Origin of the sequence: Aeromicrobium yanjiei (assembly GCF_009649075.1) — a bacterium.
GTDB classification, from domain to species: domain Bacteria; phylum Actinomycetota; class Actinomycetes; order Propionibacteriales; family Nocardioidaceae; genus Aeromicrobium; species Aeromicrobium yanjiei.
Genome location: NZ_CP045737.1, coordinates 2,727,409 through 2,753,191, shown reverse-complemented (window position 1 = coordinate 2,753,191; position 25,783 = coordinate 2,727,409). Strand labels below are relative to the sequence as shown.

23 protein-coding genes and 1 tRNA gene are annotated in these 25,783 nt (G+C 69.9%); 11 read left to right on the top strand and 13 right to left on the bottom strand.

The annotated features are described in order from the left end of the window. Positions 1-38 precede the first annotated feature (38 nt). From GEV26_RS13540 to GEV26_RS13510, 7 genes are all read right to left on the bottom strand, one after another. A complete protein-coding gene (locus tag GEV26_RS13540) occupies positions 39-2,036 on the bottom strand; it encodes an ABC transporter permease (protein ID WP_153653863.1) in 1,998 nt (665 codons plus the stop codon). Then, on the bottom strand, positions 2,033-3,067 hold the full coding sequence (locus GEV26_RS13535; RefSeq protein WP_153653861.1) for a quaternary amine ABC transporter ATP-binding protein: 1,035 nt from the start codon (positions 3,065-3,067) through the stop codon (positions 2,033-2,035). Before GEV26_RS13535 ends, GEV26_RS13540 begins: the two co-directional genes overlap by 4 nt. Beyond that, positions 3,064-4,779 carry a choline dehydrogenase gene (gene betA, locus GEV26_RS13530; protein ID WP_153653859.1) on the bottom strand — a complete coding sequence of 572 codons (1,716 nt, stop codon included), beginning with the start codon at positions 4,777-4,779 and terminating at the stop codon, positions 3,064-3,066. Before betA ends, GEV26_RS13535 begins: the two co-directional genes overlap by 4 nt. Beyond that, positions 4,776-6,257, bottom strand: coding sequence for an aldehyde dehydrogenase family protein (locus GEV26_RS13525; RefSeq protein WP_153653857.1), 1,482 nt, complete (start codon positions 6,255-6,257; stop codon positions 4,776-4,778). Before GEV26_RS13525 ends, betA begins: the two co-directional genes overlap by 4 nt. A gap of 118 nt (positions 6,258-6,375) precedes the next feature. Further along, positions 6,376-7,200 (bottom strand): IclR family transcriptional regulator, encoded by an 825-nt coding sequence (locus GEV26_RS13520; protein WP_153653856.1) that lies wholly within the window; start codon positions 7,198-7,200, stop codon positions 6,376-6,378. Positions 7,201-7,250: 50 nt separating this feature from the next. Then, on the bottom strand, positions 7,251-8,120 hold the full coding sequence (gene purU / locus GEV26_RS13515) for a formyltetrahydrofolate deformylase (protein ID WP_153653854.1): 870 nt from the start codon (positions 8,118-8,120) through the stop codon (positions 7,251-7,253). 2 nt (positions 8,121-8,122) lie between these two features. After that, positions 8,123-9,697, bottom strand: coding sequence for a trimethylamine methyltransferase family protein (locus tag GEV26_RS13510; protein WP_243839056.1), 1,575 nt, complete (start codon positions 9,695-9,697; stop codon positions 8,123-8,125). 4 nt (positions 9,698-9,701) lie between these two features. On the opposite strand from GEV26_RS13510, the gene GEV26_RS13505 reads away from it, so the two are divergent. The 5 genes from GEV26_RS13505 to GEV26_RS13485 are packed head-to-tail and all read left to right on the top strand — an operon-like array spanning position 9,702 to position 14,543. Then, a complete protein-coding gene (locus GEV26_RS13505; protein ID WP_153653852.1) occupies positions 9,702-10,460 on the top strand; it encodes an IclR family transcriptional regulator in 759 nt (252 codons plus the stop codon). Then, entirely contained in the window at positions 10,457-11,122 is a 666-nt protein-coding gene (locus GEV26_RS13500; RefSeq protein WP_153653850.1) for a corrinoid protein, read from the top strand. The genes GEV26_RS13505 and GEV26_RS13500 overlap by 4 nt, the downstream gene beginning before the upstream one ends. Positions 11,123-11,150: 28 nt before the next feature. After that, positions 11,151-12,035, top strand: coding sequence for a dihydropteroate synthase (locus GEV26_RS13495; RefSeq protein WP_153653849.1), 885 nt, complete (start codon positions 11,151-11,153; stop codon positions 12,033-12,035). Next, complete coding sequence (locus tag GEV26_RS13490; RefSeq protein ID WP_153653847.1) at positions 12,035-13,945, top strand: ASKHA domain-containing protein; 1,911 nt, start codon at positions 12,035-12,037, stop codon at positions 13,943-13,945. Before GEV26_RS13495 ends, GEV26_RS13490 begins: the two co-directional genes overlap by 1 nt. 55 nt (positions 13,946-14,000) lie before the next feature. Then, positions 14,001-14,543 carry a DUF1638 domain-containing protein gene (locus GEV26_RS13485; protein WP_208430969.1) on the top strand — a complete coding sequence of 181 codons (543 nt, stop codon included), beginning with the start codon at positions 14,001-14,003 and terminating at the stop codon, positions 14,541-14,543. Here the strand turns inward: GEV26_RS13485 and GEV26_RS13480 are convergent. Then, positions 14,540-15,397, bottom strand: coding sequence for a methylenetetrahydrofolate reductase (locus GEV26_RS13480; protein ID WP_153653843.1), 858 nt, complete (start codon positions 15,395-15,397; stop codon positions 14,540-14,542). The genes GEV26_RS13485 and GEV26_RS13480 overlap by 4 nt on opposite strands. A gap of 111 nt (positions 15,398-15,508) precedes the next feature. On the opposite strand from GEV26_RS13480, the gene GEV26_RS13475 reads away from it, so the two are divergent. Next, positions 15,509-15,582, top strand: a tRNA-Leu gene (locus tag GEV26_RS13475). A gap of 60 nt (positions 15,583-15,642) precedes the next feature. Next, on the top strand, positions 15,643-16,785 hold the full coding sequence (locus tag GEV26_RS13470) for an HNH endonuclease signature motif containing protein (RefSeq protein ID WP_153653841.1): 1,143 nt from the start codon (positions 15,643-15,645) through the stop codon (positions 16,783-16,785). Positions 16,786-16,799: 14 nt separating this feature from the next. On the opposite strand, the gene GEV26_RS13465 is transcribed toward GEV26_RS13470, so the two are convergent. Next, on the bottom strand, positions 16,800-17,495 hold the full coding sequence (locus GEV26_RS13465; RefSeq protein WP_194839861.1) for a GAF and ANTAR domain-containing protein: 696 nt from the start codon (positions 17,493-17,495) through the stop codon (positions 16,800-16,802). Between the two features lie 118 nt (positions 17,496-17,613). Between GEV26_RS13465 and GEV26_RS13460 the strand changes: the two genes are divergently transcribed. Then, positions 17,614-18,594, top strand: coding sequence for an aldo/keto reductase (locus GEV26_RS13460; RefSeq protein ID WP_153653836.1), 981 nt, complete (start codon positions 17,614-17,616; stop codon positions 18,592-18,594). Between the two features lies 1 nt (position 18,595). Here the strand turns inward: GEV26_RS13460 and GEV26_RS13455 are convergent, their stop codons facing one another. Next, positions 18,596-19,141 carry a TetR/AcrR family transcriptional regulator gene (locus tag GEV26_RS13455; protein ID WP_153653834.1) on the bottom strand — a complete coding sequence of 182 codons (546 nt, stop codon included), beginning with the start codon at positions 19,139-19,141 and terminating at the stop codon, positions 18,596-18,598. A gap of 88 nt (positions 19,142-19,229) precedes the next feature. On the opposite strand from GEV26_RS13455, the gene GEV26_RS13450 reads away from it, so the two are divergent. Beyond that, the gene (locus GEV26_RS13450) at positions 19,230-21,587 is read left to right on the top strand and encodes an acetyl-CoA acetyltransferase (RefSeq protein ID WP_153653832.1); all 2,358 of its coding nucleotides are present in this window, start codon (positions 19,230-19,232) and stop codon (positions 21,585-21,587) included. 19 nt (positions 21,588-21,606) lie between these two features. Here GEV26_RS13450 and GEV26_RS13445 read toward each other — a convergent pair whose 3' ends face one another. Together GEV26_RS13445 and trmB are read right to left on the bottom strand one after the other, a co-directional pair. Then, a complete protein-coding gene (locus GEV26_RS13445; RefSeq protein ID WP_153653830.1) occupies positions 21,607-21,993 on the bottom strand; it encodes a DUF3052 family protein in 387 nt (128 codons plus the stop codon). Between the two features lie 9 nt (positions 21,994-22,002). Beyond that, complete coding sequence (trmB, locus tag GEV26_RS13440; protein ID WP_208430968.1) at positions 22,003-22,716, bottom strand: tRNA (guanosine(46)-N7)-methyltransferase TrmB; 714 nt, start codon at positions 22,714-22,716, stop codon at positions 22,003-22,005. 151 nt (positions 22,717-22,867) lie between these two features. Here trmB and GEV26_RS13435 point away from each other — a divergent pair, with 151 nt between their 5' ends. Continuing rightward, positions 22,868-23,710 (top strand): Bax inhibitor-1/YccA family protein, encoded by an 843-nt coding sequence (locus GEV26_RS13435; RefSeq protein WP_153653826.1) that lies wholly within the window; start codon positions 22,868-22,870, stop codon positions 23,708-23,710. 80 nt (positions 23,711-23,790) lie between these two features. Here GEV26_RS13435 and GEV26_RS13430 read toward each other — a convergent pair whose 3' ends face one another. Further along, entirely contained in the window at positions 23,791-24,735 is a 945-nt protein-coding gene (locus tag GEV26_RS13430; RefSeq protein WP_153653824.1) for an SGNH/GDSL hydrolase family protein, read from the bottom strand. A 116-nt stretch (positions 24,736-24,851) separates the two neighbouring features. Here GEV26_RS13430 and GEV26_RS13425 point away from each other — a divergent pair, with 116 nt between their 5' ends. Continuing rightward, positions 24,852-25,748 (top strand): pirin family protein, encoded by an 897-nt coding sequence (locus GEV26_RS13425; protein ID WP_153653822.1) that lies wholly within the window; start codon positions 24,852-24,854, stop codon positions 25,746-25,748. Positions 25,749-25,783: the final 35 nt, after the last annotated feature.

The following is a 25,783-nucleotide window of genomic DNA, read 5'->3' as shown; positions in this document are numbered from 1 at the left end:
GTCGCTCAGGTCCCCGGGGCCGAGGATCGGAGGAAACTTCATGTGCCCGTCCGCGCCCGGCGGGCCGACGTTCCTTGTGCCATCCGGTCGAGCATGATCGCGAGGGCGACGATGGCGATGCCCGCGGCGAGCCCCTTGCCGAACAGCTCGGCCTGGGTGAACCCGGCGTACACGAGATAGCCGAGCGCCCCGGCGCCGACGAGGCCGCCGATCACGACCATCGCGAAGACGTAGAGCATTCCCTGGTTGGCGGCGAGCTGGATGCCCTTGCGCGCCATGGGCAGCTGGACCTTCGTGATGATCTGCCAGCGGCTCGAGCCGGCCGACTCGGCGGCCTCGATGACGGTCGGTGAGACGTCGCGGATCGCGTCGCAGACCAGCTTGATCGCGACCGGGGACGCGTAGACGATGCCGGCCACGATCGCGGTGAAGCGCGTGGGGTCGAACAGGGCGAGGGCCGGCACGAGGTAGACGAACGGCGGCACCACCTGGGCGGCGTCCAGGACCGGCCGCAGCACCAGGTCGACGCGTCGGCTCTGCGCCATCCACACGCCGAGGACCAGGGCGAGGATCATCGTGAGGATCGTGGCCACCAGGGTCATCGTCAGCGTGACCATGCTGTCCTGCCAGAGGCCGACGCCGAGGATCACGCCGATGCACACGATCGTGGTGATGAGCGAGCGCAGCCCGCCGATCACGTAGGACAGCCCGATCAGCACGATCGCGACGAGCCACCACGGTGACTGGGCGATGAGCTCCTGCAGCGGGTTGAGCAGCCCGTAGGTGATGGCGTCCTTGATCGCCCCCGTGACGGCCGCGGCGTTGTCGGAGAGCCAGACCGAGACCGAGTCGGCACCCTCCGCGAACGGGCGGCCGAGATCAGGCTTGTCGGGGAACTCGGCGAGGTCGAGGTACTGGCGCGAGAGCACGACGCACACGATCGCCGCGACGCCGCTCGCGGCGAGGCCGATCCAGCGGTTGCGGCGCCCGTGAGGGGTCGGGATCGCCTCGCTGCGGATGCTCGCCGCGGTCGTGACGCGGTCGAGCATGATCGCCATGATCACGATGCAGAGCCCCGCCGTCGCGGCACGGCCGACGTCGAGCGACTCCAGGGCCTTGATGACGGGCTTGCCGAGGCCGGGTCCGTCGATGAACGCGGCGATGGTCGCCATCGACAGGGCCGCCATGATCGTCTGGTTGACGCCGACGATGATCGTGCGCTTCGCCATCGGCAGCTGCACCTTGCGCAGCATCTGCGATCTGCTGGTGCCGAGCGACTGCATCGCCTCGATCGTCTCCTGCGAGACGCTGCGGATCCCGTGGGCGCTGATGCGGATGACCGGCGGCAGGGCGTAGATGAGGGTCACGATCACGGCCGCGGCGACGCCGATGCTGAAGAAGAGGGTGATCGGCAGCAGGTAGACGAACGAGGGGAGCGTCTGGAGGCCGTCGAGGATGGGCGTCAGGACGCTCGTGGCCCGTCTGCTGCGGCCCATCCAGATGCCGACCGGGATGCCGATGACGAGGCAGATCGCGACCGACATGAACGTGACGATCAGGGTCTCCATGCTCTCGGTCCAGAAGCCGAACAGGCCGAACGCAGCGAAGCTGACACCGGTCAGGACGGCCATCCGCCAGCCGGCGACGGCCAGGGCGATCCAGACCGCGACCGCGATGACCCCGAGCCAGCCGATCTCGGGCACGGGGCGCGGGAACGCCGGCTCGCTGACCAGCTCGGCCAGGAACTGTGCCACTGAGTCGAGGGCGTCGCTGATGTGGCCCAGTCCCTGCAGGATCGCGCTGGAGTCGCGGGCGGACTCGAGCTTGTCGCTGAGCTCGCCGAGCCAGTCCTGGAAGCCCGTGAGGTCCGAGCGCGCGAGCGGCCGGGTGTCCTTGCCGTTGAGGAGCGTCGCGACGACGGCGAAGACGATGAGGATGCCCGCGACGATCACGGCCCGGTTGGGCCGCCGGCCCTCGGGCGCCGGCGGCGGCGTCCGGACCTCCGGTTCCTCGGGTGCCAGCGTCGCGGTGCTCACGCCGCGCCTTTTTCTTCCGCGACGATGACCCGCAAGATGTCCTCGTCGGTCACGACGCCCAGGAGCCGGTCGTTCTCGACGACCTTGATGGGCTTGTCGGAGGCGAGCACCTGGCGGGCGGCGGTCTGGACGACGACGTCCGGGGCCAGCTCGGGTCCGTCGAGGGCCTCCCCGTCGAGGGGCGGCCGCATCACCCACTTGAGCGTCAGGACGTGCGACTTGGGGACCTCGCTGACGAAGTCGCGCACGTAGTCGTCCGCAGGCGCACCGACGACCTCGTCGGGAGTGCCGACCTGCACGACCTCGCCGTCGCGCATGATGAGGATGCGGTCACCGAGCTTGAGCGCCTCGGAGAGGTCGTGGGTGATGAAGACCATCGTCTTCTTGACCTCGTGGTGCAGCCGGATGACCTCGTTCTGCATGTCGCGGCGGATCAGCGGGTCGAGGGCCGAGAACGGCTCGTCGAACAGCAGCAGCGACGGGTCGACCGCGAGCGCCCGGCCGAGGCCCACGCGCTGCTGCATCCCGCCGGAGAGCTGGTCGGGGTACGACGAGGCGTTGCCCGACAGGCCGACGAGGTCGAGCACCTCCCGGGCCTTCGCGTGACGCTCCTTGCGGCCGACGCCGCGGACCTCCAGGCCGTACGCGACGTTGTCGAGGACACGGCGGTGGGGGAGCAGGCCGAAGTGCTGGAACACCATCGCGACGTGCTTGCGCCGCAGCTCGCGCAGCGCCGACTCCGACATCGTCAGCACATCGGTGCCGTTGATCATGACCTCCCCGTCGGTGGGCTCGATCAGCCGGGTCAGACAGCGCACGAGGGTTGACTTGCCCGAGCCCGAGAGCCCCATGACGACGAACACCTCGCCCTGCTGCACCTCGAAGCTGACGTCCTTGACCGCCGCTACGCAGCCGGTCCTGCTGCGCAGCTCCTCGCGGGACAGGTCACCTTCGGGGCTGCCGGGGATCCGTGCGGCCCGGGGTCCGAAGACCTTCCAGAGGTTCTCCACCTTGACTGCGGGATCGGTCATGATTTCTCCTGCTTCGAGGGGACCGCGTTGCGCGGATCGCCCGGCGGGTGGAGGGGCGAGCCGTCGCGGAACCGATAGAACGGCACATCGGTCTCGGGCGGCAGGGGCGTGTTGCCGAGGATCAGGTCGGCGGCCTTCTCGGCGAGCATCATGACCGGCGCGTAGATGTTGCCGTTGGTGACGTATGGCATCGAGGAGGCGTCGACGACGCGCAGGCCCTCGACCCCGTGCACCCGCATGGTGAGGGGGTCGATCACGCTCATCTCGTCGGTGCCCATGCGCGCGGTGCACGACGGGTGCAGGGCGGTCTCGGCGTCCTTGGCGACCCAGTCGAGGATCTCCTGATCGGTCTCCACCTCGGGCCCCGGCGAGATCTCCCCGCCGTTGAACGGGTCGAACGCCGGCTGGTTGAGGATGCGCCGCGCGATGCGGACCATCTCGATCCACTCGCGCCGGTCGGTCTCGGTCGACAGGTAGTTGAAGCGGAGTGCCGGATGCCTCAGCGGATCGGTGGAGGTGATCTTGACCGATCCGCGCACGTCGCTGTACATCGGGCCGATGTGCACCTGGTAGCCGTGCTCGGCGGCCGGCTGCGATCCGTCGTAGCGGATCGCGATCGGCAGGAAGTGGAACATCAGGTTGGGGTAGTCCACGAGATCGTTGCTGCGCACGAAGCCGCCGGCCTCGAAGTGGTTGGTCGCGCCGACCCCCCGGCGCAGGAACAGCCACTCGGCGCCGATGCGCGGCTTGTGCCGGTGCTTGAGCCACGGACCGATCGAGACCGGCTGCGTGCTGGCGTACTGGATGTAGACCTCGAGGTGGTCCTGCAGGTTCTCCCCGACGCCCGGCAGGTCCACGACCGGATCGATGCCGAGGGCACTGAGCTCGTCGGCGTTGCCGATACCGGCCAGCTGCAGGACCTGGGGGGAGTTGATCGCGCCCCCGCACAAGATGACCTCTCCCGCAGTGATGCTCCGCCGAAGCCGTCCGCCGCGCAGGTAGTCGACCCCTACGACCCGGGTGCCCTCCATCCGCAGGCCGGTGACGTGGGCGAGGGTCTCGATCCGCAGGTTGGGCCGGTGCTTGACCGGATGCAGGTACGCGCGGGCCGCGCTCAGCCGGCGTCCCCGGTGCACGTTGCGGTCGAACCGGGCGAACCCCTCCTGCCGGTAGCCGTTGACGTCGTCGGTCGGCGGGTACCCGGCTTCCTCGGTCGCCCGGAGGAAGGCCCCGAAGAGCGGGTTGGTGCCGGGCCCGCGCTCGAGGATCAAGGGACCGGAGCCGCCGCGCCAGTCGTCGGCCCCGGCCAGGCAGGTCTCCATGCGCTTGAAGTACGGCAGGCAGCTCGCATAGCTCCATGACTCCATGCCCGGATCGGCGGCCCACCGCTCGTAGTCCAGGGGGTTGCCGCGCTGGAAGATCATCCCGTTGATGCTGCTCGAGCCGCCGAGGACCTTGCCGCGAGCGTGGAAGACCCGGCGGCCGGCCATGAACGGCTCTGGCTCGGACTCGTACTTCCAGTCGTACAGACGGTTGCCGATCGGATAGGGCAGGGCGGCCGGCATGTGGATGAACGGGTCGAGCCGGCTGTCGCTGCGGCCGGCCTCCAGCACCAGCACGGTGGTCGACGGGTCCGCGCTCAGGCGGTTGCCCAGTGCGGAGCCCGCGGAGCCGCCGCCCACGATGACGATGTCGTAGCGCTCGCGCTTCATGAGGGCCCCTTGCCGTCGAACCAGGCCTGGGGGGCGGGGTCGATGTTGTGCCAGATGTGCTTGGTCTCGCGGTACTCCTCGAGTCCGGCCAGGCCGAGCTCGCGTCCGAAGCCCGACTGCTTGTAGCCGCCCCACTCGGCCTGGGGGACGTACGGGTGGTAGTCGTTGATCCACACCGTGCCCATGCGAAGGCGCCCCGCGACCCGCTCGGCGCGACCTGCGTTGCTGGTCCACACCGCGCCTGCCAGGCCGTAGATGCTGTCGTTGGCGGTGGCCACCGCACCGTCCTCGTCGACGAACGTCTCGACGGTCAGCACGGGGCCGAAGGACTCCTCGCGCACGACCTGCATGTCCGCGCGGCACGAGCCGAGGATCGTGGGCAGGTAGTAGAAGCCGTCGTCGTACTGCGGACCCTCGGGGCGCGCGCCGCCGGTCAGCAGTTCTGCACCCTCGGCCAGTCCTGCCGCGACGTACGCCTCGATCTTGTCGCGATGCGCCGCGCTGATGAGCGGACCGGTCTCGGCGTCGTCGTCGAACGGCCCGCCGATGCGGATGCGTTCGGCCCGTCGGACCAGCTCGGCCACGAACTCGTCGTGGATCGAGTCCTGCACCAGCAGTCGGGCGCCCGCGGAGCAGACCTGGCCCGAGTGCAGGAACACCGCGGTCAGCGCGAGGTCGAGCGCAGTCTCCCGGTCGGCGTCGGCGAAGACGATGTTGGGATTCTTGCCGCCGAGCTCCAGAGCGATCCGCTTGACCGTCGGAGCCGCCGAGGCCATGATCCCGCGTCCGGTCGTCAGGCCGCCGGTGAACGACACGAGGTCGACGTCAGGGTGCGACGTCAGCGTCGGACCGACATCGGGGCCCGCACCGAGGACGAGGTTCGCGACTCCCGCGGGCAGCCCGGCCTCCGTGAGTGCCTGCATCAGCCAGATCGCGGTCGAGGGGGTCAGCTCGCTCGGCTTGAGCACGAACGTGTTGCCGGCCGCGAGCGCCGGCGCGACCTTCCACGCCGTCTGCAGCAGCGGGTAGTTCCACGGGGAGATGAGTGAGCAGACGCCGACGGGCTCGTGGACGATGCGGCTGACCACGTCGGCGCGTCCGGCGTCGACCACCCGACCGCTCTCGGCGCCGGCGAGCCCCGCGAAGTGGCGGAAGACCCCCACGACGTCGTCGACGTCGTAGCGGGACTCGACGACCCGCTTGCCGGTGTCGAGCGACTCCAGCCGGGCGACGGTCTCCTTGTCCCGCTCGAGCAGGTCCGCGACACGGTGCAGCAGCGCTCCGCGCTCCAATGACGAGGTGGCGGGCCAGGGGCCGCCGTCGAACGCGCGCCGCGCGGCGGCGATCGCCAGCTCGGAGTCCTCGGGCCCACCTTCAGGGACCGTCGCGACCAGGCTGCCGTCCGCGGGGCAGCGGATCTCCCGGGTCCTTTGGGACGCTGCCTCGTGCCACGCCCCATCGACGAACAGTCCGGTCACCGCGGCTCCTCGCTATCGCGCGCCCAACGGTATGGGGTGCACGAGGGGGTCTACGTGTTGCTTATCGTGCAACATATGCCGGGCTACGCAACAACTTTGGCGGCAGCGGGCCGCCACGTCAAGCGTTTTCGGCAACCCCGCCGCGGTCGCGCGCGCGCCACCCCAGTCTTTCCGAGACCTCCTGGGCGGTCTCGACGACCGACCGCACGGTCTCGGACAGTCGCTCCTCGTCGAACCGGAACGTCGGACCGGAGACCGACAGCGACGCGATCACGTCGCCGTGTGCATTGCGGACGGGGGCGGCGACGGCGGTGAGGCCGTGCTCCAGCTCGTCCATCGCGATCGCGTAGCCGGCTTCGCGCACGGCGGCGACATCGGTGAGCAAGGCCTTGACCGTGGTGACCGTCGTGTCGGTGTAGGCCCTCAGCGGGGTGCTGACCGCAGCGCCGATCTCGGCCGGGTCGAGCCCGGACAGCAGCGCCTTGCCGTTCGCGGTCGCGTGCAACGGGATGCGCTGGCCGACCCAGTTGTGCGACTGCAGGGACGATCCCCCGGCGATCTGGTCGAGGTAGAGCGCGGCTCCCTCCGACAGCACCGCGATGTTGACCGTCTCACGGGTCGCGGCGGCCAGCGCCCGCGCGAGCGGCCGGGCCTCCTGGACCACGTCGAGACGGGCCGTGGTGGCGCCGGCCAGTCGCAGGATGCCGACGCCGAGGCGGTACTTGCCGCGGTCGTCGTTCTGCTCGACCAGGCCGCGGCGCTCGAGGGTGGCGATGAGCCGGAACGCGGTGGACTTGTGCACCTCGAGCTGAGCGGCGATGTCGGTGACTCCGGACTCGCCGTCGTGGGCCAGGATCTCCAGGATCGCCAGCGCCCGGTCGACGGACTGGACGGCGCTGGTGACAGCCTTCGCCCCGGCAGGGCGCGTCGCCTCGTTGCTCATGCCGTGACCATATTGCACGATCAGCAACAGTGACGAGCGGGTCGGCCGGGTCAGCGCGGGAAGACCACGACCCGCGAGCCGTCGAGCAGCAGGCGCTGCTCGGTGTGCCACTGGACGGCCGTCGCCAGCACCTGCGCCTCCACGTCCCGGCCGGCTCTGACCAGGTCGTCGGGCGTCATCCGGTGGTTCACCCGGGTCACCCCCTGCTCGATGATCGGCCCCTCGTCGAGATCGGGAGTCACGTAGTGCGCGGTCGCGCCGATCAGCTTGACCCCGCGGTCGTGCGCCTGGTGATAGGGCTTGGCGCCCTTGAAGCTGGGCAGGAAGGAGTGGTGGATGTTGATCACCTGGCCCCGCAGCCGCTGGCACGTGGTGTCGGACAGCACCTGCATGTAGCGGGCCAGGACGACCAGGTCGATCCGCAGCTCGTCGACCAGCTCGAGCAGGCGCGCCTCGGCTTCGTCCCGGGTGTCAGGGGTGACCGGCACGTGGTGGAACGGGACGTCGTACGACGCCGCGAGGCGCTCGAAGTCGCGGTGGTTGGACACGACCGCCGGCACCACGATGTTGAGCGCGCCGGTGCTCTGGCGGAACAGCAGGTCGTTGAGGCAGTGGCCGAACCGGGAGACCAGCACGAGCGTGCGGTAGGGGGCGTCGGCCGAGAACAGGTGCCACGTCATGCCGTGCTCGTCGCCGACGCCCGCGAACGAGCTGCGCAGCTGCTCCAGCGGGACGTCCGCGGCCTCGAAGTGCACCCGCATGAAGAACTGGTTGCCCAGCGGGTCGTCGAACTGCTGCGAGTCCACGATGTTGCCCCCGACCTGCATGAGCCAGGACGACACCGCGAAGACCAGTCCCGGCCGGTCCCCGCAGGACAAGGTCAGCAGGTACGCCGGTGCGCGCCCCTCCTCGACCGCCATCCTCAGTCGCCGAGCTCGGCGCGGCGACGGATCACGTACCGCTCGAGCTCCTCGCGGATGCCCTCGTCCAGCGGCGGCTGCTCGTACTCCTCGAGGCGCTTGCGATAGACGACCGAGGCCCGGTCGTTGGTGTCGAGGGATCCGTTGCGGGTCCACTTGTCGAAGTTGTCCGAGCTGGACAGGAACGGACGGTGGAAGCAGGTGCGGAAGCGCTCCATCGTGTGCATCGCGCCGAGGAAGTGCCCGCCGTGGCCGACCTCGACGTGGGCGTCGAAGGCGAGCGACGACTCGTCGATCTCCAGCGGCGTGAACTCGGCCCGCAGCATCTGCAGCAGCTCGACGTCCATCACGAACTTCTCGTAGCCCGCGACGAGCCCACCCTCGAGCCATCCGGCGGAGTGCATGACCCAGTTCGCACCCGCCAGGAACGTGGGCATCAACGTCATGAGCGACTCGTAGCCGGCCTGCGCATCGGCCTGGTGCGCCGAGGTGAGGCCACCGCCGGAGCGGAACGGCAGGCCGAACCGGCGGGCGATCTGACCCGTGCAGAGCAGGCCGATTCCCGACTCCGGCGTGCCGAAGCACGGCGATCCCGACTGCATGTCGATGTTGGACAGGAACGAGCCGAAGATCACCGGCGTGCCCGGCCGCACCAGCTGGGCCAGAGCGATGCCCGAGAGCGCCTCGACGATCTGCTGCACGAGGGCCGCCGGGATCGTGACGGGGGACATCGCGCCCATGAGGATGAACGGGGTGAGGACGACCGGCTGGCCCGCGCGGGCGTACTCCAGCAGGGACTCCAGCATGCGGTCGTCCCAGCGCAGTGGCGAGTTGCAGTTGATCAGGGAGATCGAGACCGGCGTCTCCTCGATGGCCTCGCGGCCGCCGAACAGGATCTCGCCCATCGCGATGGTGTCGCGCGCATTGACCCCCGACACCACGTTGCCCATGTAGACCTTGTCGGTCAGGGTCTGCAGGGCGAGCAGCATGTCGAGGTGCCGCGAGTCGAGTGGGGTGTCGTACGGCTCGCAGATGATGCCGCCGGCGGAGTCCAGCTCGTCGTAGCCCTGCGCGAGCTTCGTGAAGTTGCGGAAGTCGTCCATCATGGCGTCCCGCCGGACCGCGCCCTCGCGGACGAACGGCGGGCCGTAGACACCGCTGAACGACATGAAGTCGCCGCCGATGTGCACGTTGTTGGCGGGGTTGCGGGCCTGGACGTCGAACTCGCGTGGCGCCTTGGCGACCTGGGCGAGCACGAACTCGGGGTCCAGGAAGACGGTGTTGTCGACGACCTTCTGGCCGGCCTGGCGGAACAGCTCGAGCGCGTCGTCGTGCATGAACTCGACGCCGACCTCGGTCATCAGCCGGCGCCAGGCCGTCTCGAGGGACGCCATCGCGTCCTCGGACAGGATCTCGTAGCGCGGCATCGTGTTCTTGAACATCGGACCTCCAACGACGGAGCGGGGCCGGGAGAAATCGCTGCACCGTTGTGCTTGACCCCTGCGATTCGGGATCCTACCCTCAAGTTGTGGAATTGTGGTTCCACAATATGGAACAAATGTGGCGAAAGGTCGCACCGCGATGAGCAACGGCACCCAGTCCCTCGATCGAGCCGCCGAGCTGTTGTCGCTCGTCGTGCGCGCCGAGGAGCCGGTCACCTACACCTCGATCGTCGAGCAGACCGGACTGGCCAGGTCGACCGCGTCGCGCCTGCTGCAGAGCCTGGAGCGCAACGGCCTGCTCGAGCGCGATCCCGACGGGGCGTTCCGCGGCGGGACGTTGTTCGAGCACTACGCGCGCCGGTTCGACCGCGTCGAGGCGCTGGTCGCGACGGCCCAGCCCACGCTCGACCGGATCGCCGACGCGACGGGGGAGACGGTCAACCTCGCGGTGGCGCGGGCGGGCACGGTCGTCCAGGTCGCCCAGGTGGACTCCAGCTACATGCTCGGCGCGATGAACTGGGTGGGGATCGACGTGCCCCCGCACTGCTCCTCGCTGGGCAAGGTCATGCACGCCTTCGGGGCGCTGCCCATGCCCAGGGGGGAGATGGAGCGCAGGTCGCCGGCCACGATCACCGATCCCCACGCGTACCGCGAGGAGCTGGAGCTGGTGCGCGGCCGAGGGTTCGCGATCACGCGCGGCGAGCTGGAGCAGGGCCTCGACGGGGTCGCGGCTCCCGTGCGCGGAGACGACCAGCGGGTCGTCGCAGCGATCGGGGTGTCCGGTCCGGCGTTCCGCCTCGAGGACTCCCACAAGAGCATCGGTGACCTCCTGGTGGCCGAGTCCCAACGGCTGACCGGGCTGCTCGCCCGGCACGCACGAAAGGTATCCCCGGCATGACTCCTGACGAAGTGCTGCAAGGGCTGTACGACGAGACGCTGGTCGGCAACGCCCCGCGGGTGCTCGAGCTCACCACCATGGGCATCGACATGGGGATGGGGCCTGAGACCCTCCTGTTCGACGCGCTGATCCCCTCCCTGGAGGAAGTCGGCGCCCGGTTCGAGCGGGGTGACTTCTTCGTCCCGGAGATGCTCATCGCCGGCCGCGCGATGAGCGGGGCGCTCGACGTGCTGCGCCCGCTGCTGGCCGAGACCGGCGCCGAGACGGTCGGCACGTTCCTCATGGGGACGGTCAAGGGCGACGTGCACGACATCGGCAAGAACCTGGTCAACATCATGCTGGAGGGCGCCGGTTTCCACGTCATCGACCTCGGCGTGCAGGTCGCGCCCGAGAAGTTCATCGAGGCGATCACCGAGCACCAGCCCGACATCGTCGGCATGTCGGCGTTCCTCACCACGACGATGCCGATGTTCAAGGCCAACATCAACGCCCTCGAGAAGGCGGGCATGCGCGACCAGGTGATCGTCATGGTCGGCGGCGCCCCGGTCACGCAGGAGTACGCGGACGCAGTCGGCGCCGATGCCTATGCGCCGGACGCCTCCGCCACGGTCAAGAAGGCCAAGGACCTGATCGCCAAGCGCCGCGCGTCCGTCGCGGTCTGACCACCGACCCACAGCCAGGAGCCGCCCCGTGCACACCGTCATCCGATCGGCCAGCAAGGAGGTCGTGCTCGGTCACGACCAGAAGTTCTGCATCATCGGCGAGCGCATCAATCCGACGGGGCGGCGCATCTTCCAGGAGCAGCTGCGAGCGGGCGACCTGTCCGCGATCGAGCGGGACGTCGCAGCGCAGGTGGCCGGGGGAGCGATGGTGCTCGACGTCAACATGGGCGTCCCCCTGACCGACGAAGCCGATCTGCTGGGCCGGGCGATCACGCTGGTGCAGAGCACCTGTGATCTGCCGATCTGCATCGACTCCTCGGTCGTCGAGGCGCTCGAGGCGGGCCTGAAGGCGTACGAGGGACGTGCACTGGTCAACTCCATCACCGCCGAGGACGACCGGATGGCCGCGATCCTCCCGCTGGTCAAGAAGTACGACGCGGCCGTGATCGCGCTGCCCAACGATCACGACGAGATCCCGATGGAGCCCGAGAAGCGCATCGCGCTGGTCGAGAAGATCGTGCGGGTCGCGACCACCGAGTACGGCATCGCGATCGAGGACATCGTGATCGACCCGCTGGCGATGCCGATCGGCGCCGACCCCCAGGTGGGCCGCTCGTTCTTCACCACGGTCTCGATGATCCGCGAGCGGTGGGGGCTCAACACGACATGCGGCGCGGGCAACAACTCGTTCGGCATGCCGGGTCGCGACGACCTCGGGGCCTCGTTCCTGCCCATGGCCATCGCGTCGGGCCTGACCTCCGCGATCATGGACGCCCGCAGCCCCCGCATGGTCCGTGCGGTCCGCGCCGCCGACGTGGTGATGGGCAACGACGAGTGGGGCATGGCCTGGATCTCCGAGCACCGGGCGGCCCAGGCTGCGGAGAAGGCGGCCCAGGAGGCCGCGAGCGCCTGATGAGCGAGCCGCCGCGTCGCTCCCGGGCGATCCACGTCGACGAGGACGCCGAGCAGGCGGCCCACCCCGAGTGGGACGGGACGGGGCGCCTCCGGCTGCACTTCACCCCGGCCGACCGGGAGGTGCGCGTCCCGCCCGCGGTGTCGGTCTTCGATGCCGCCAGCTGGAACGGCATCGCGGTCGACTCCACGTGCGGTGGCCACGGCACGTGCAAGAAGTGCAAGGTCAGGATCCTCGACGGCTCGATCCCCGTGTCGCCCATGGACCAGCGCGCGTTCGGGCCCGACCAGCTGGCCGAGGGCTGGCGGCTCGCGTGCCTCGCGGCGGTCCACAGCGATCTGTCGATCGAGATCCCGCCGCTGACGACCCGTCCCAAGGCCGCGACGGTCGGGGTGGGGCGACAGGTCATCCTGCGCCCCGCGATCCAGAAGCGGTACGTCGAGCTGTCCGAGCCGACGCTGTCCGACCAGGTCCCCGACGTCGACCGGCTGCTCGCGGCCATCGACGACCTGGAGCCGGTGGTCAGCCTGCACGCGCTGCGGCGCATCCCCACCGTGGTCCGCGCGGCTGACTGGAAGGTCACCGCGGTCATCGTGGACGACCAGCTGATCGACGTGGAGCCGGGCGACACCTCGGCGACCCATCACGCGCTGGCGTTCGACCTCGGCACCACGACCGTCGTCGCGACGCTGCTCGACACCACGACCGGCACGCCTGTGGCAGTCGCCTCGATGCTCAACAAGCAGCAGCCGTTCGGCGGCGACGTGATCACCCGCATCAGCGCCACCATGATGGACCCGGACGTCCTGCCGCGGCTCACCGAGCTGGCGAAGGACACGCTCGCCGAGCTCACCGACAACGTCTGCACCGAGGCGGGCATCGATCCCGGCCAGGTCTACGAGATCGCGCTCGCGGGCAACGCGACGATGGTCTCCCTGCTGCTCGGCATCGATCCCGAGCCGATCGGCGTCGCTCCGTTCATCCTCAGCTCGCGGACCACCCCGACCCTCGCGGCCGCAGACCTCGGGGTCGCGATCCACCCGGCCGCGCCGGCGTACGTCCTGCCCTCGCTCGGCGCGTACGTCGGGGGCGACATCGTGGCCGGCACCCTGGCCTCGGGGATGGACCGCGACAAGCGCCTGCGCCTGTTCATCGACGTCGGCACCAACTGCGAGATCGTCCTCGGCGACGGTGAGCGCCTGCTGTCCACCGCGGCGCCGGCCGGTCCGGCGTTCGAGGGCGGGCAGATCCGCTGCGGGATGCGCGCCGCCGACGGGGCGATCGAGGTCGTCGCGCTGACCCCCGAGGACGTCGAGCTGCAGGTCATCGGCGACGTCGAGCCCCGGGGACTGTGCGGATCGGGTCTCGTCGACGCGGTGTCCGAGCTCGTGCGGATCGGTCTGCTCGACCGGTCGGGCCGGCTGATCAGCGAGGAGGCCGCCCGGGAGCTCGTGCCCAAGCTCGCCGGACGGCTCGTGCAGATCGGGGAGGAGCGCGTCTTCGTCCTGCACTGGGCCGGCGCCGAGGGTGACGTCGCGGAGTCCACCTACATCTCGCAGCGCGACGTCCGCGAGCTGCAGTTCGCGAAGGCGGCCATCTCTACGGGCTGGACGCTCCTGCTGGAGGAGATGGGCGTCGAGGCGCAGGACGTGCAGCAGGTCCTCCTCGCGGGCTCCTTCGGCTCCTATCTCTCCCCGGCCAGCGCGATCCGGATCGGGCTCGTCCCGCGGCTTCCCGTCCTGCGCATCGTCAGCGCCGGCAACGTGGCGGGCGAGGGCGCCAAGATGACCCTGCTCAGCAAGGCCGAGCGGGCCGGCGCCGAGGCGCTGCTGAAGGAGGTGTCATATGTCGAGCTCTCGGACCGACCGGACTTCAACGACCGGTTCGTCGACCTCCTCGCCTTCCCGTGACGGCGCGGACGCCCGCCGGACCGCCGTGATCGCGTGCGGGGCGATCGCCCGGCCCGTGGCCGAGATCGTCCGGTCGCACGACTGGCCGGTCGACGTCCACCCACTGCCGCCGCTGCTCCACAACGCCCCGCACCTGATCGCGTCCGAGGTCGAGGCGCTCCTCGTCACGCTCCGACCGGCGTACGCCACCGTGGCGATCGCCTATGCCGACTGCGGGACCTACGGAGAGCTGGACGCGGTGTGCGAGCGGCACGGCGTGCGTCGTCTGGCCGGACTGCACTGCTACGACGTCCTCGGTGGCCCCGACCGGATGCGCGCGATGTTCGAGCAGCAGCCCGGCACGTACGTCCTGACCGACTTCCTGGTGCGCTCGTTCCGGCGCACCGTGGTGCAGGAGCTCGGGCTCGACCGGTACCCCGAGCTGCGTGAGGACTACTTCGGGCACTACACCCGGGTGGTGTGGCTCGCGCAGGAGCCCGACACGGAGCTGCGGGCCCTGGCGGTGGATGCCGCGTCCCTGATCGGTCTCCCACTGACGGAGGTCGACGTCGGCCTGGGCGGGCTGGACCGCTCGATGCGGGCGTTGCTGCAGGTCTAGGCGATCGCGGCGGTCGCGAGTCGCCCGAGCAGCTCCTGGCGCCAGGCCTCGGTCTCGGCGACCTGGTTGAACGTGAACAGGTGGAGGCCCTCGACGTGGGACGCCGGCTCCTGGGTGGTCGGGGCGATGCGCTCGAGGAACTTCTCCGGGCTGAAGCCGCCGGGCATCGCGATCCGCGCGAAGACGGACTTGTTCTTGGCCAGGAAGCGGGTCGACTCGCTCACGCCGATCTTGGTGGCCATCGAGAGGAGCTTGGTGCGCTCGACCGGACCCGGCATCCCGATCAGCAGCGGCATGACGGCACCGCGGGAGCGCACCCGCTGTACCCAGGTGCGGACGAGCTGGGGGTCGAAGCATAGATTGCTGACCAGGGTCGTCGCGTGGTGGCGCTTGTCCCACATGGCCTGCACCGTGACGTCGTCGGCGATGGTGGGGTGGGACTCGGGATATCCGGTCACGCCCACGTGGCGGAACGGGCTGCCCATCGCGGTCAGGTCGTGCAGCAGGTCCAGCGAGCCGGAGTAGTCGCCGACCGCATCCGCGTCGCCCGCCGGCACGAAGACGCTGTCGATGCCGGCCGCCTGGAGGCGCGCGACGATCTCGGCGAGCTCGTCGCGTCCGCTGATCATCCGGGCTGCCAGGTGCGGCACTGCCACGTATCCGTGACCGGCGAGCCGCTCGGCCAGGTCCAACGTCGCGCCGAGGCCCTTGCCCGGGGACGCGGTGATCGTCATCGTGTGGCCCCGGGGGACCGACGCGAGGATCTTGTCCTCGATCGACGCGGTGGGCAGGACCTCGTAGCGAGAGCTCTCGAGCAGCCTCCGCAGTTCTCGTGCTGTCGATCTGTTGCGCATGAGGCAACTCATTTCGTGATACGCACCGGATGGTCAGACTATCGGCAACGCAAGGATCGCGGAAGGGTTGCCGACCGGGCGAAGGTCGCCCCGCCGCTAGGCTGGCCACCCGCTCCCGTAGCCCAACTGGCAGAGGCAGATGGCTTAAACCCGTCACAGTGTGGGTTCGAATCCCACCGGGAGCACCGAAATTCCCCTGTGATCACGGCAGATGGGGTGTCGGTGGTGACCTCTAGGTTGGAGGTATGGCCACCACCACAGCACCGACGACAGAAGACCTGTCGGACGTCGTGCGCTGGCAGGCCAGGGCCGAGGCGTACGCGATCGGGCGGATGGTCGATTTCCGCGACGCCGAGATGGCTCGCACTGCCCTGATCGAGTCCTCTCTGCGGCGCAAGATCGAGCGGTCGGCGATCGCGTTGACGATCGGTGAGGCGACTGGGATGTCCGAGGCGCAGATCCACCTGCGACTGTCGATCGCCGACCGCGTGCGCGAGAAGACTCCGCAGGTGTGGGAGGCATTCGTCGACGGGCTGATCGACTTCTCCCGGGTGAGTGACATCAGCGCGACCATCGAGAAGCTGCACCGTGACGAGTCCATCGCCCGACTCGAGGGCCGGGTCATCGGCTACGCGACCTCCCACACCGGGGCTGAGCTGCGGCAATGGCTGCGGCGGTTCGTCCAGCGGGTCGAGGCTGATCTGGCCGTCGAACGAGCCGACACGGAGCGCGCCGATCGGCGCGTGACGGTCACGCATGGTGACGACTCCATGTCCTGGCTGAACGCCTACCTGCCCTCCCACGAGGCTGCCGCGATCGAGGCCCGCCTTCGCAAAGAGGCACGCAAACCGGCCGACCCGGACGACGACCGCACCGTCGCTCAGCGCGAGGCCGATCTGTTGGTGGCCTGGTGCACCAGCTCGGACGCCGTCACCTCAGCCGTTGACGCGAACATTGCCGTCACCGTCTCAGCCGACGTGCTCGCCGGTGCTGCGCCCGGTTTCGCCGAGTCGACCGACGGCTGCTGGGCGGTTCCCGCCCCCTGGCTCACCGACGTCATCGCGACCGGAAGCGCGTTCTGGCACCGCATCGTGGTCGACCCTGTCACCGACGACGTCCTTTCTCACGAGTACGTGGGTCGTTTCGCACCTGACACCCTCGCTCTGGCGCTTCGGTTCCTGCACGGTGTCTGCCAGGCACCCGGCTGCAGGGTGCCGTCCGAACGCTGCGATCTCGACCACCGAATACCCCACCCGGTTGGTCCGACGACCGGCGACAACATGGGACCGCCGTGCCGAAGACACCACAACCTCAAGGGGCACGGCCTGCTGCACTGGTCGACCAGCCCACCGGGCACACCCATCGTGATGGAGTACGTCGCCGCCTGACCTCCGCCTGCGACTCAGGCGAAGAGATCGGGTCGTACGCCGTGCTCGACGATCTCGGCCGCGATGAGGTGCAGCTTGATGTTGCGTGTCTGGGAGACGCGGACGAGGGCCGCGAACGCTTGGTCGCCCGTGATGCCCAGGAGCTGCATGAGCATGCCCTCGGCCTGGCCGATGACCGTGCGGCTGAGAAGCGCGGACTCCAGGTCGTCCTGCTGCGTCGACGCGGCGACGGCCACAGCGACGTGCGCCGAGAGGGCCATCGCCGTCGCCCGCTGGTCCACGGGGAACGCTCCCGGTGCGCGGGAGTACAGGTTCAGGCTCCCGAGCGACTGGGAGCCGACGAAGAGCTGGAGCGCGAGGACGCTGCGCACGCCGAGCTCGTCCGCGGCTCGCTTGGCCCACTGGGGCCACCTGTCCTCGCTGAGCAGGTCCTCCGCGTAGATGGTCTCCTGCTCGGAGATGCTCTGCAGGTCGGGTCCCTCGCCGGCCTCCTGCTGCAGCTGGTCGGCCCGGGCGGCGATGTCGTGTGTCGGGGCGACGGTCTGGATGCCGCCGCGCTTCGTGACCAGTGAGATGCCTGCGTAGTCGCAGCCGTCGATGATCGCCACGGCGGTCGCGGTCGCGTTCTCGAGGGTGGCCGTGACGCCCGGCTCGTTGCTGAGGGCGCGGGCGATGTCGGAGAACTTGTCGCCGGACGCGTCGTTGGACATGCCTCGATTCTGGCAAGTGGCGGGCATCTGCGCCACGCGGATGGTTCGGATCGGCAGGCGGGGGTAGATGGCCGTGAGAGGTCCGCCGGGCCGGCCCCCACCTCGAAGGAGCAACGCCATGGAGACACGCACACTGGGTCGTACGGGACGGGACGTCTCGGTCGTCGGGCTCGGCACCTGGCAGCTGGGCGCCGACTGGGGCGACGTCGACCACGACGAGGCGCTCGCGGTGCTCGACGCGGCGGTCGAGGAAGGCGTCACGTTCTTCGACACCGCCGACGTCTACGGCGACGGACGCAGCGAGCAGCTGATCGGGGAGTACCTGCGCTCGCGTCCGGACGCGGACATCTTCGTCGCGACCAAGATGGGTCGCCGGGTCGAGCAGGACCCCACGAACTTCACGATGGACGCCTTCCGGGCCTGGACCGACCGATCACGCGCGAATCTCGGCGTCGACACCCTCGACCTGGTCCAGCTGCACTGCCCGCCCTCCGCGGTGTTCTCCGACGAGCGTGTCTTCGAGGACCTCGACACCTTGGTGCAGGAGGGCGCCATGGCGGCCTACGGCGTGAGCGTCGAGACGGTCGAGGAGGCGCTCATCGCGATCCGTCGTCCGTACGTCGCCTCGGTCCAGATCATCTTCAACGCCTTCCGGCTCAAGCCGCTGGACGAGGTCCTGCCCGCGGCTCGCGCGGCCGGGGTGGGCATCATCGCCCGCGTGCCGCTGGCCTCGGGCCTGCTGTCGGGGCGTTACACCGCCGACACCACGTTCGCCGCAGACGACCACCGGACGTTCAACCGCTCCGGCGACGCCTTCGACGTGGGCGAGACGTTCTCCGGCGTCGACTTCGAGACCGGCGTCCGTGCCGCCCAGGAGTTCGCGGACCTCGTGCCCGAGGGCGTCGAGCCCGCGCAGGCCGCGATCGCGTGGATCCTCGCGCAGGACGGCGTCACCTCGGCGATCCCGGGAGCCCGCAACGTGAAGCAGGCACGCGGCAACGCGGCGGCCGCGCAGGTCGTCCTCCCGGAGGGCTTCGATGCCGGCGTGCGCGACATCTACGACCGCCTGCTGCGCGACGAGATCCACCCGCGCTGGTAGCTCAGGCGTGGGCGGCGGCCAGCACGAAGTCGACCATTGACGCGGCCAGCTCCTCGATGTCGGCCCCGTCCATGGCCTGCGGTGTCACCAGCGCGTGCATCAGTGCGCCGCCCAGCAGGGTGTCGAGCACGAGCGTGACCGAGACGTCCGCGGGGACGTCGCCGCGCTCGATCCCGCGTCGTACGGTCGCGCGGGCGGCGAGTGCCTGGGACTCGCGCCAGGTGTCCCAGGTCTCGCGCAGCTCGGGTGTCAACGACGCCTCGGTCGCCATGCGGAACGCGGCCTCCTTGAGGTCGCCGAAGTAGTAGCGCAGGTGGTGGGTGACGATCAGGCGCAGGTCCTCCCGCAGCGAGCCGGTGTCGACGTCCGCGACGGTGGCGAGCGTCGTCACGAGGGAGTCGACGAGGAGGTTCTTGCGGTCGGTCCAGCGCAGGTAGATCGACGCCTTGCCGACTCCCGCCTCGCGGGCGACCGCCTCGATGCTGAAGCCCGACCAGCCGGTGCGGCCGTAGACCCGGCACGTGGCATCGCGGACCCGTCGCTCCATCTCCGGATCACGCGGTCGACCCAGGGTGCGATTTGTGATGGTCGTCACCTCCTTATTACTGAACGGCAATCGTCAGTATCATCATCTCATGAGTGCTCCCTTGGATCCTCGAACTCCCGTCCTCGTCGGTGTCGGCCAGTTCGCAGAGCGGGTCGACGACCCGGACTACCGCGGTCTTTCCGCCGTGGGGCTCGCCGCGGAGGCGGCCCGCAACGCCTTGGCGGACGCGGGGGCCCCGGACCTGGCCGCCGCGATCGACACCCTCGCGGCGATCCGGCAGTTCGAGATCTCGACGCCGATCGGCTTCGCTCCGCTCGGGCGCTCGGCCAACGTCGCGCGTTCGATCGCGCGGGACATCGGTGCGGATCCGGACCGCGCGATCCTGGAGGTCGCCGGTGGCCAGGGCCCGCAGCACCTCGTGTCCGAGCTGGGGGAGACGATCACCCGCGGCGAGGCGGACGTGGTCCTGCTCGTGGGCTCGGAGGCGATCTCGACGGCCCGGCACCTGTCGCAGGCGGAGGACAAGCCTGACTTCAGTGACGAGCCGGGCGGATCGGTCGAGGACCGCGGCTACGGGCTGAAGGGCGTCGTGACGGTCGCCCAGGTGCGGCACGGCCTGACGGACACGCCCAGCCAGTACGCGCTGCTCGAGCACGCACGCCGAGCGAGGCTCAAGACCGACCGCGAGACGTACGCGCAGTCGATGGGCGAGCTGTTCGCGCCGTTCTCGCGCGTCGCCGCAGCCAACCCGCTGTCGGCGGCGCCGACGGAGCGCTCCGCCGAGGAGCTCGTGACCGTGACCGAGCGCAACCGCATGGTTGCCGATCCCTACACGAAGTTCTTGGTCGCCCGTGACCAGGTCAACCAGGCCGCCGCGGTGCTGATGATGTCGGTCGAGGCGGCGCGCCGACTGGGCGTCCCGGAGGACCGGTGGGTCTTCGTGCATGGACGCGCCGACACCGCGGAGCGCCCCATCATGGACCGCCCGGACCTCGGCGCAAGCCCCGCCGCGGTGCTCGCGGTGTCGCACGCGCTCGACGTGGCCGGGATCGGGGTCGACGACCTGGCCCACCTGGACCTCTACAGCTGCTACCCGATCGCGGTCTCGGCCGTGTGCGACGGTGTCGGCCTCGCCGCGGAGGACCCGCGTGGGCTCACGGTCACTGGTGGCCTGCCGTTCTTCGGGGGAGCGGGCAACAACTACTCGATGCATGCGATCGCGGAGATCGTGGACCGTGTGCGAGCGACGCCCGGCTCGTACGGGATGGTCGCCGCCAACGGCGGGATCCTGTCGAAGTACTCGGTCGGCGTGTACGCGACCACGCCCCGGCCGTGGCCCGTCGTGGACAACGACGTGCTGCAGGAGGAGCTGGACGCGGAGCCGAGCGCCCACACGACGTCCACGCCCAACGGCTGGGCCACGATCGAGACCTACACGGTCAAGCACGAGCGCAGCGGACCCACGGGCATCGTCGTGGGCCGGCTCGAGTCCGACGGCAGGCGGTTCCTGGCCTCGACCGTCTCGGGGGACCAGGACGTCGTCGACCTGCTGCTGGGGGACGCCGAGCCGCTCGGCTCGCGGGTCTTCGTCCGGTCGTTCGGCTACGGCAACCGGGTCACCCTGACCCGCGGGCGGGCGGACGAGCTGTTCCCCGTTCCCCGGGTGGGCCTGCGCGAGGACTACGAGCACGTCGTCGTGCACCGTGACCATCACGTCCTGGAGGTCACGATCAACCGCCCGGACGTCCGCAACGCCCTTCACGCGGCCGCGCACGTCGAGCTCGAGCAGGTCTTCGATGCGTTCGAGGCCGATCCCGAGCTCTGGGTCGCGATCATCACCGGCGCCGGGAAGGACGCGTTCTGCGCCGGCAACGACCTGACCGCGACGACGGGCGACCTGCCGTGGTTCCCCGACAGCGGATTCGGCGGCCTCACGTCGCGCCGTCTGCGCAAGCCGGTCATCGCCGCGGTCAACGGAGCCGCGATGGGCGGCGGCTTCGAGATCGTCCTGGCCTGCACGCTGGCGGTCGCGGACGAGTCGGCGACGTTTGCGCTGCCCGAGGTCAAGGTGGGGCTGTTCGCCGCTGCCGGTGGCGTCGTCCGGCTCCCGCGGGCCGTCCCGGAGAAGGTCGCGAACGAGATGATCCTGACCGGCCGGTCGATCGGGGCGGAGGAGGCGATCCAGCTGGGACTGGTGACCCGCACGGTCCCCAAGGGCGACGCGCTCGCGGCCGCCCGCCGGCTGGCGCAGGAGGTCGTCGCGGTCTCGCCGACGTCGGTGCGACTCTCGCTGGAGGCGATGGAGCAGACCCGCGGCATCGCCGACCCGGTCGAGGCGGCCCGTCACGAGACGGACGCGATGGACCAGCTGCTGGTCAGCGAGGACACCCTCGAGGGGATCATGGCGTTCGGGGAGAAGCGCGCGCCTCAGTGGAAGAACCGCTGAGGCGGACGCGCACCGCGGGCTAGGACTGGTCGATCCGCAGCGCGGCCCAGGTGTCGTCGAGGACCACGGACTCCTCGGCGTACCAGCCGTAGTCCGCGGCGAGCTCCTGGATGGACTCCTCGTCGATGTCGGCGCTGTCGTGCTGGGGATAGCAGACCCAGACGAGGGGGATCGAGCCGATCTGCGGAAGGATCTCGTCGAAGCGGTCGGCGAGGACGAGCCGGTCGTCGGCCACCAGGATCGCCGCGTCGACGGACTCCGGGTCCTCCTCGTCGCGCACCTCGACCATCTCCGCGCCCTCGGGCATCGGGTCGAGCAGCGTGGTCTCCTCGACCGAGGTCCCGACGACCCACACGACGAAACCGTCCGAGATCCGCAGCTTCGCGGCATTGCTGAGATCGGTCATGCGGTCATCCTAGGGCGTACGCCGGACCGCGTGGAGATCACGGATGTCCCGCTCCACACGCAGCCCCTTGCCCTCGAAGCGCGTCTGCGGGCGGCCCTCGAAGCGCTCGGACCAGTCGCCGGAGAAGTCGAAGTCGGGGGAGCCGTCGAGCACCTCCCGCATCTGGTCGGCGTAGTCCTGCCAGTCGGTCGCGAGCCGCCACACCCCGCCCGGCTCGAGCACCCGTGCCGCCAGCGCCGCGAACTCCGGCGTCACGAGTCGCCTCTTGTGGTGGCGCTTCTTGTGCCACGGATCGGGGAACCAGATCCGCAGCTCGTGCACGGATCCCTCCGGGAGCGAGGTCGCCAGCACCTCTGCCGCGTTGACGATCGCAAGCCGCACGTTGGTCACGCCCTCGTGCCGCATCGTGACCAGCGTCTGGGCGACACCGGGGATGTAGACCTCGAGGCCGAGGAAGTCCAGCTCGGGATGCTGCTTCGCGGCGTGCACGATCGCCTCACCCCTTCCGCTGCCGATCTCGACGACCAGCGGCGCTCGGCGCCCGAAGAGCGACTGCTGGTCGAGCACGTACGACGGGTCGATCGAGGTGTTCGGTCCGTGCCGCGGCACGTCCACGACGTACGTCTCGGCGAGCGCGTCCCAAGCGGCCTGCTGGCGCTCGGTCAGGCGGCCTCCGCGGCGGGTGAACGAGACGGGCTCTGAGCGATAGAGGGTGGGTTCCACTCGGGCAAGCGTAGACGTCGAGCCCTCGGACCGGCACCGGGGAGAGGTTGCGAAGGGCAACGACCGATCAGGGATCAAAAAGGCTGTCGCGAGCGTTGGATAGGGTAGTCACAACGACTCCATCTTTCGGAGCCATCCCACGGAGGGAAACATGAAGAGCAGCAATCCTGTCTTCGCCCGCAGCGCCGAGTTCAACGGCCGCGGCGGCGCGATCGCCAACGACCCGTCCCAGTGGCAGGTCGACCTCAACGGCTCGCCCACCCACACCGAGCGCGGCACCGGCACCGGTCGCATGACGATGGACTCGGTCGTCGAGAAGACCGCCATCACGCTCGGCGTCCTGACCGTGGCCGCGGCCATCACCTGGTTCGCGATCGGTGACATCGTGAACCCGACCACCGGCGAGGCCGCGTACGGCAAGGCCGCGACCTTCGCGACCCTGGGTGCGATCATCGGCTTCGTCCTGGCGATGGTCAACTCGTTCAAGAAGGTCGTCAGCCCCGCGCTGGTGCTGGGATACGCAGTCTTCGAGGGTGTCTTCATCGGTGCCTTCTCCAAGGTCATCGCCGGCTACGTCAACGCCCCGTCGATCGTCTTCCAGGCTGTCCTCGGAACGGTCATCGCCTTCGCCGGCACGCTCGCGGCGTACAAGTTCTTCAACATCCAGGTCACGGACCGTTTCCGCAAGATCGTCACGATCGCGATGTTCAGCGTCGTGGGCGTCCTGCTGGTCAACTTCGTGCTCAGCCTGACGGGTGTGCTCGACAACGGCGGCCTGCGTGGCTTCAACACGCTCGGCCTGCTCGTCTCGTGCGCGCTGGTCGTGCTCGCGGTCTTCATGCTGATCATGGACTTCGACTACGTCGAGAAGGGTGTCGCAGCCGGCATCCCCGAGCGTGAGGCCTGGCGCGCGGCGTTCGGCCTGACCGTCACGCTGGTCTGGCTCTACATCGAGATCCTGCGCATCCTCGCGATCCTGCGCGGCGACAACTGATCGACGCAGCAGCCGTGAGCTGACGATGGCCGGCCCCCTCGGGGGCCGGCCATCGGTCTGTTCGGGGAGGTGAGGGTATGTCAGCCGGCGCGGCGGCGACGCAGGACGGTGGCCCACCGTCCGCCGCCGTGGCCGCCGTCCTGGACGACCTGGGTGCCGGCGTGCTGGGACGCCTCGGCTGCGGCGTCGCGCACCGACATGAGGTCGCGCGGGGGCTGCGGCGAGACGAGGTCGGCGTACGCCGAGGACCAGGCCCGCTGGCGCAGCGACGCCGTGACGGCAGGGACCAGGACCGAGACCATGTTGGCGTAGCCGGTCTCGGACGGGTGGAACCGGTCGGCGCCGAACATGACGTCACGGTTCTCGGTGAACAGGTCGCCGAGCAGATCGGCGAGCGAGACGGCGCGGCCGCCGGCCTCGACGACGGCGATGGTCTGGCGACGTGCGAGGTCGCGGCTGATCTGACGGGCGACGATGCGCAGGGGCTGCATGATCGGGCGGATGCTGCCGAGGTCAGGAGTGGTGCCGACGACGACCGCGCAGTCCGAGGCGACGAGGCGCCGCACGACGTCGCCGAGCTGCTCGGCGGACGTCCGCGGTGAGACCCGGTGGGTCACGTCGTTGGTCCCCACCACGATGACCGCGACGTGCGGCTCCCATCCGTCGACCGAGTCGATCTGCTCGGCGAGGTCGGAGGTCTTGGCCCCGACGACTGCACGGGAGCGGATCTCGACCGGCGCGTCCATGACGTGGGCCAGGCCGATGCCCAGCATCGCGGGAGGTGTCGCGTCGGCGCGGTCCGTGCCGTATCCGACGGCAGCGGAGTCGCCGATCACCAGCACCCGGATCGGGGCGCCGGGCAGGTCGTCGCCGTAGAGGCCGTCGGGCGACGGCGGACGATCGTCCGTGACCCCGATGGCCTTGCGTGCCAGGATCGCCTCGCCGATCAGGAAGCCGTAGAACCCGGAGACGGTTGCCCCGCCACCGATGAGGGCGGTCGTGGCGATTCTGCTGGTACGGGGCACGCACCGATTTTACGGTGTCACCCTGACACTGACGCGCCTGGCCACTGTCGCGGAGGCGTGACGTTGGATACCCCTGGATCGAGCGAGTCCGACCGACTGCGACGTACGCTGCTGTCATGAGCGACATGACCCTCGGCGCGCGGGAGGTGCCGTTGGGTGGTCTGCGCGGTCTCACCGTGCACCGCACCTTGCCCCAGCGCGGGTTCCCGACCGTGGGGGCCTGGTGCTTCGTCGATCACTTCGGGCCGACGACCGACCAGATGACCCTCCTGCCGCACCCGCACATCGGTCTGCAGACCGTCACGTGGCCGTTGGCCGGCGAGATCCGCCACCGCGACAGCCTCGGCAGCGAGCTCGTGCTGCGTCCGGGCGAGCTCAACCTCATGACGTCCGGTGACGGCGTGTCCCACTCGGAGTTCTCGGTCGGTGACCCCGACGCCCCGATGCACGGACTCCAGCTGTGGGTCGCGCTGCCGGCCGGGGCGCGACGTGGGCCCGCGGAGTTCGAGCACCACCCGGACCTGCCCACCGCCACCGGTGACGGCTGGTCGGCAACCGTCCTGCTCGGCGAGGTCGCAGGCGCGGTCTCGCCGGCCACGACCCACACGCCGATCGTGGGGGCCGAGGTGCGCGTACGGCCGGGGTTCGTGCGGCTGCCGCTGCGGGACGACTTCGAGCACGCAGTCCTCGCGGTCGACGGCCCGGTCACCGTGGACGGTGAGGACATCGCCCATCGTGAGATGCGCTATCTCGCCGTGGGACGCTCCGAGGTCGGCCTGCAGGTCCAGCAGGACACGACCCTGCTGCTGATCGGCGGGGAGCCGTTCGACGAGGAGCTCGTCATGTGGTGGAACTTCGTGGGTCGCTCGCACGAAGACATCGCCGAGGCCCGAGCGGACTGGGAGGCCGGGGCCGCCCGTTTCGGCCACGTCCTCGGGCACGGCTCGGAGGTCGTGCCGGCCCCGCCGCTGCCGGACGTCCGCCTGACGCCGCGCCGACGCTCTGTCACCTGACCGGATCTTCTGCTAGCGTCCGATCCAGATACTCG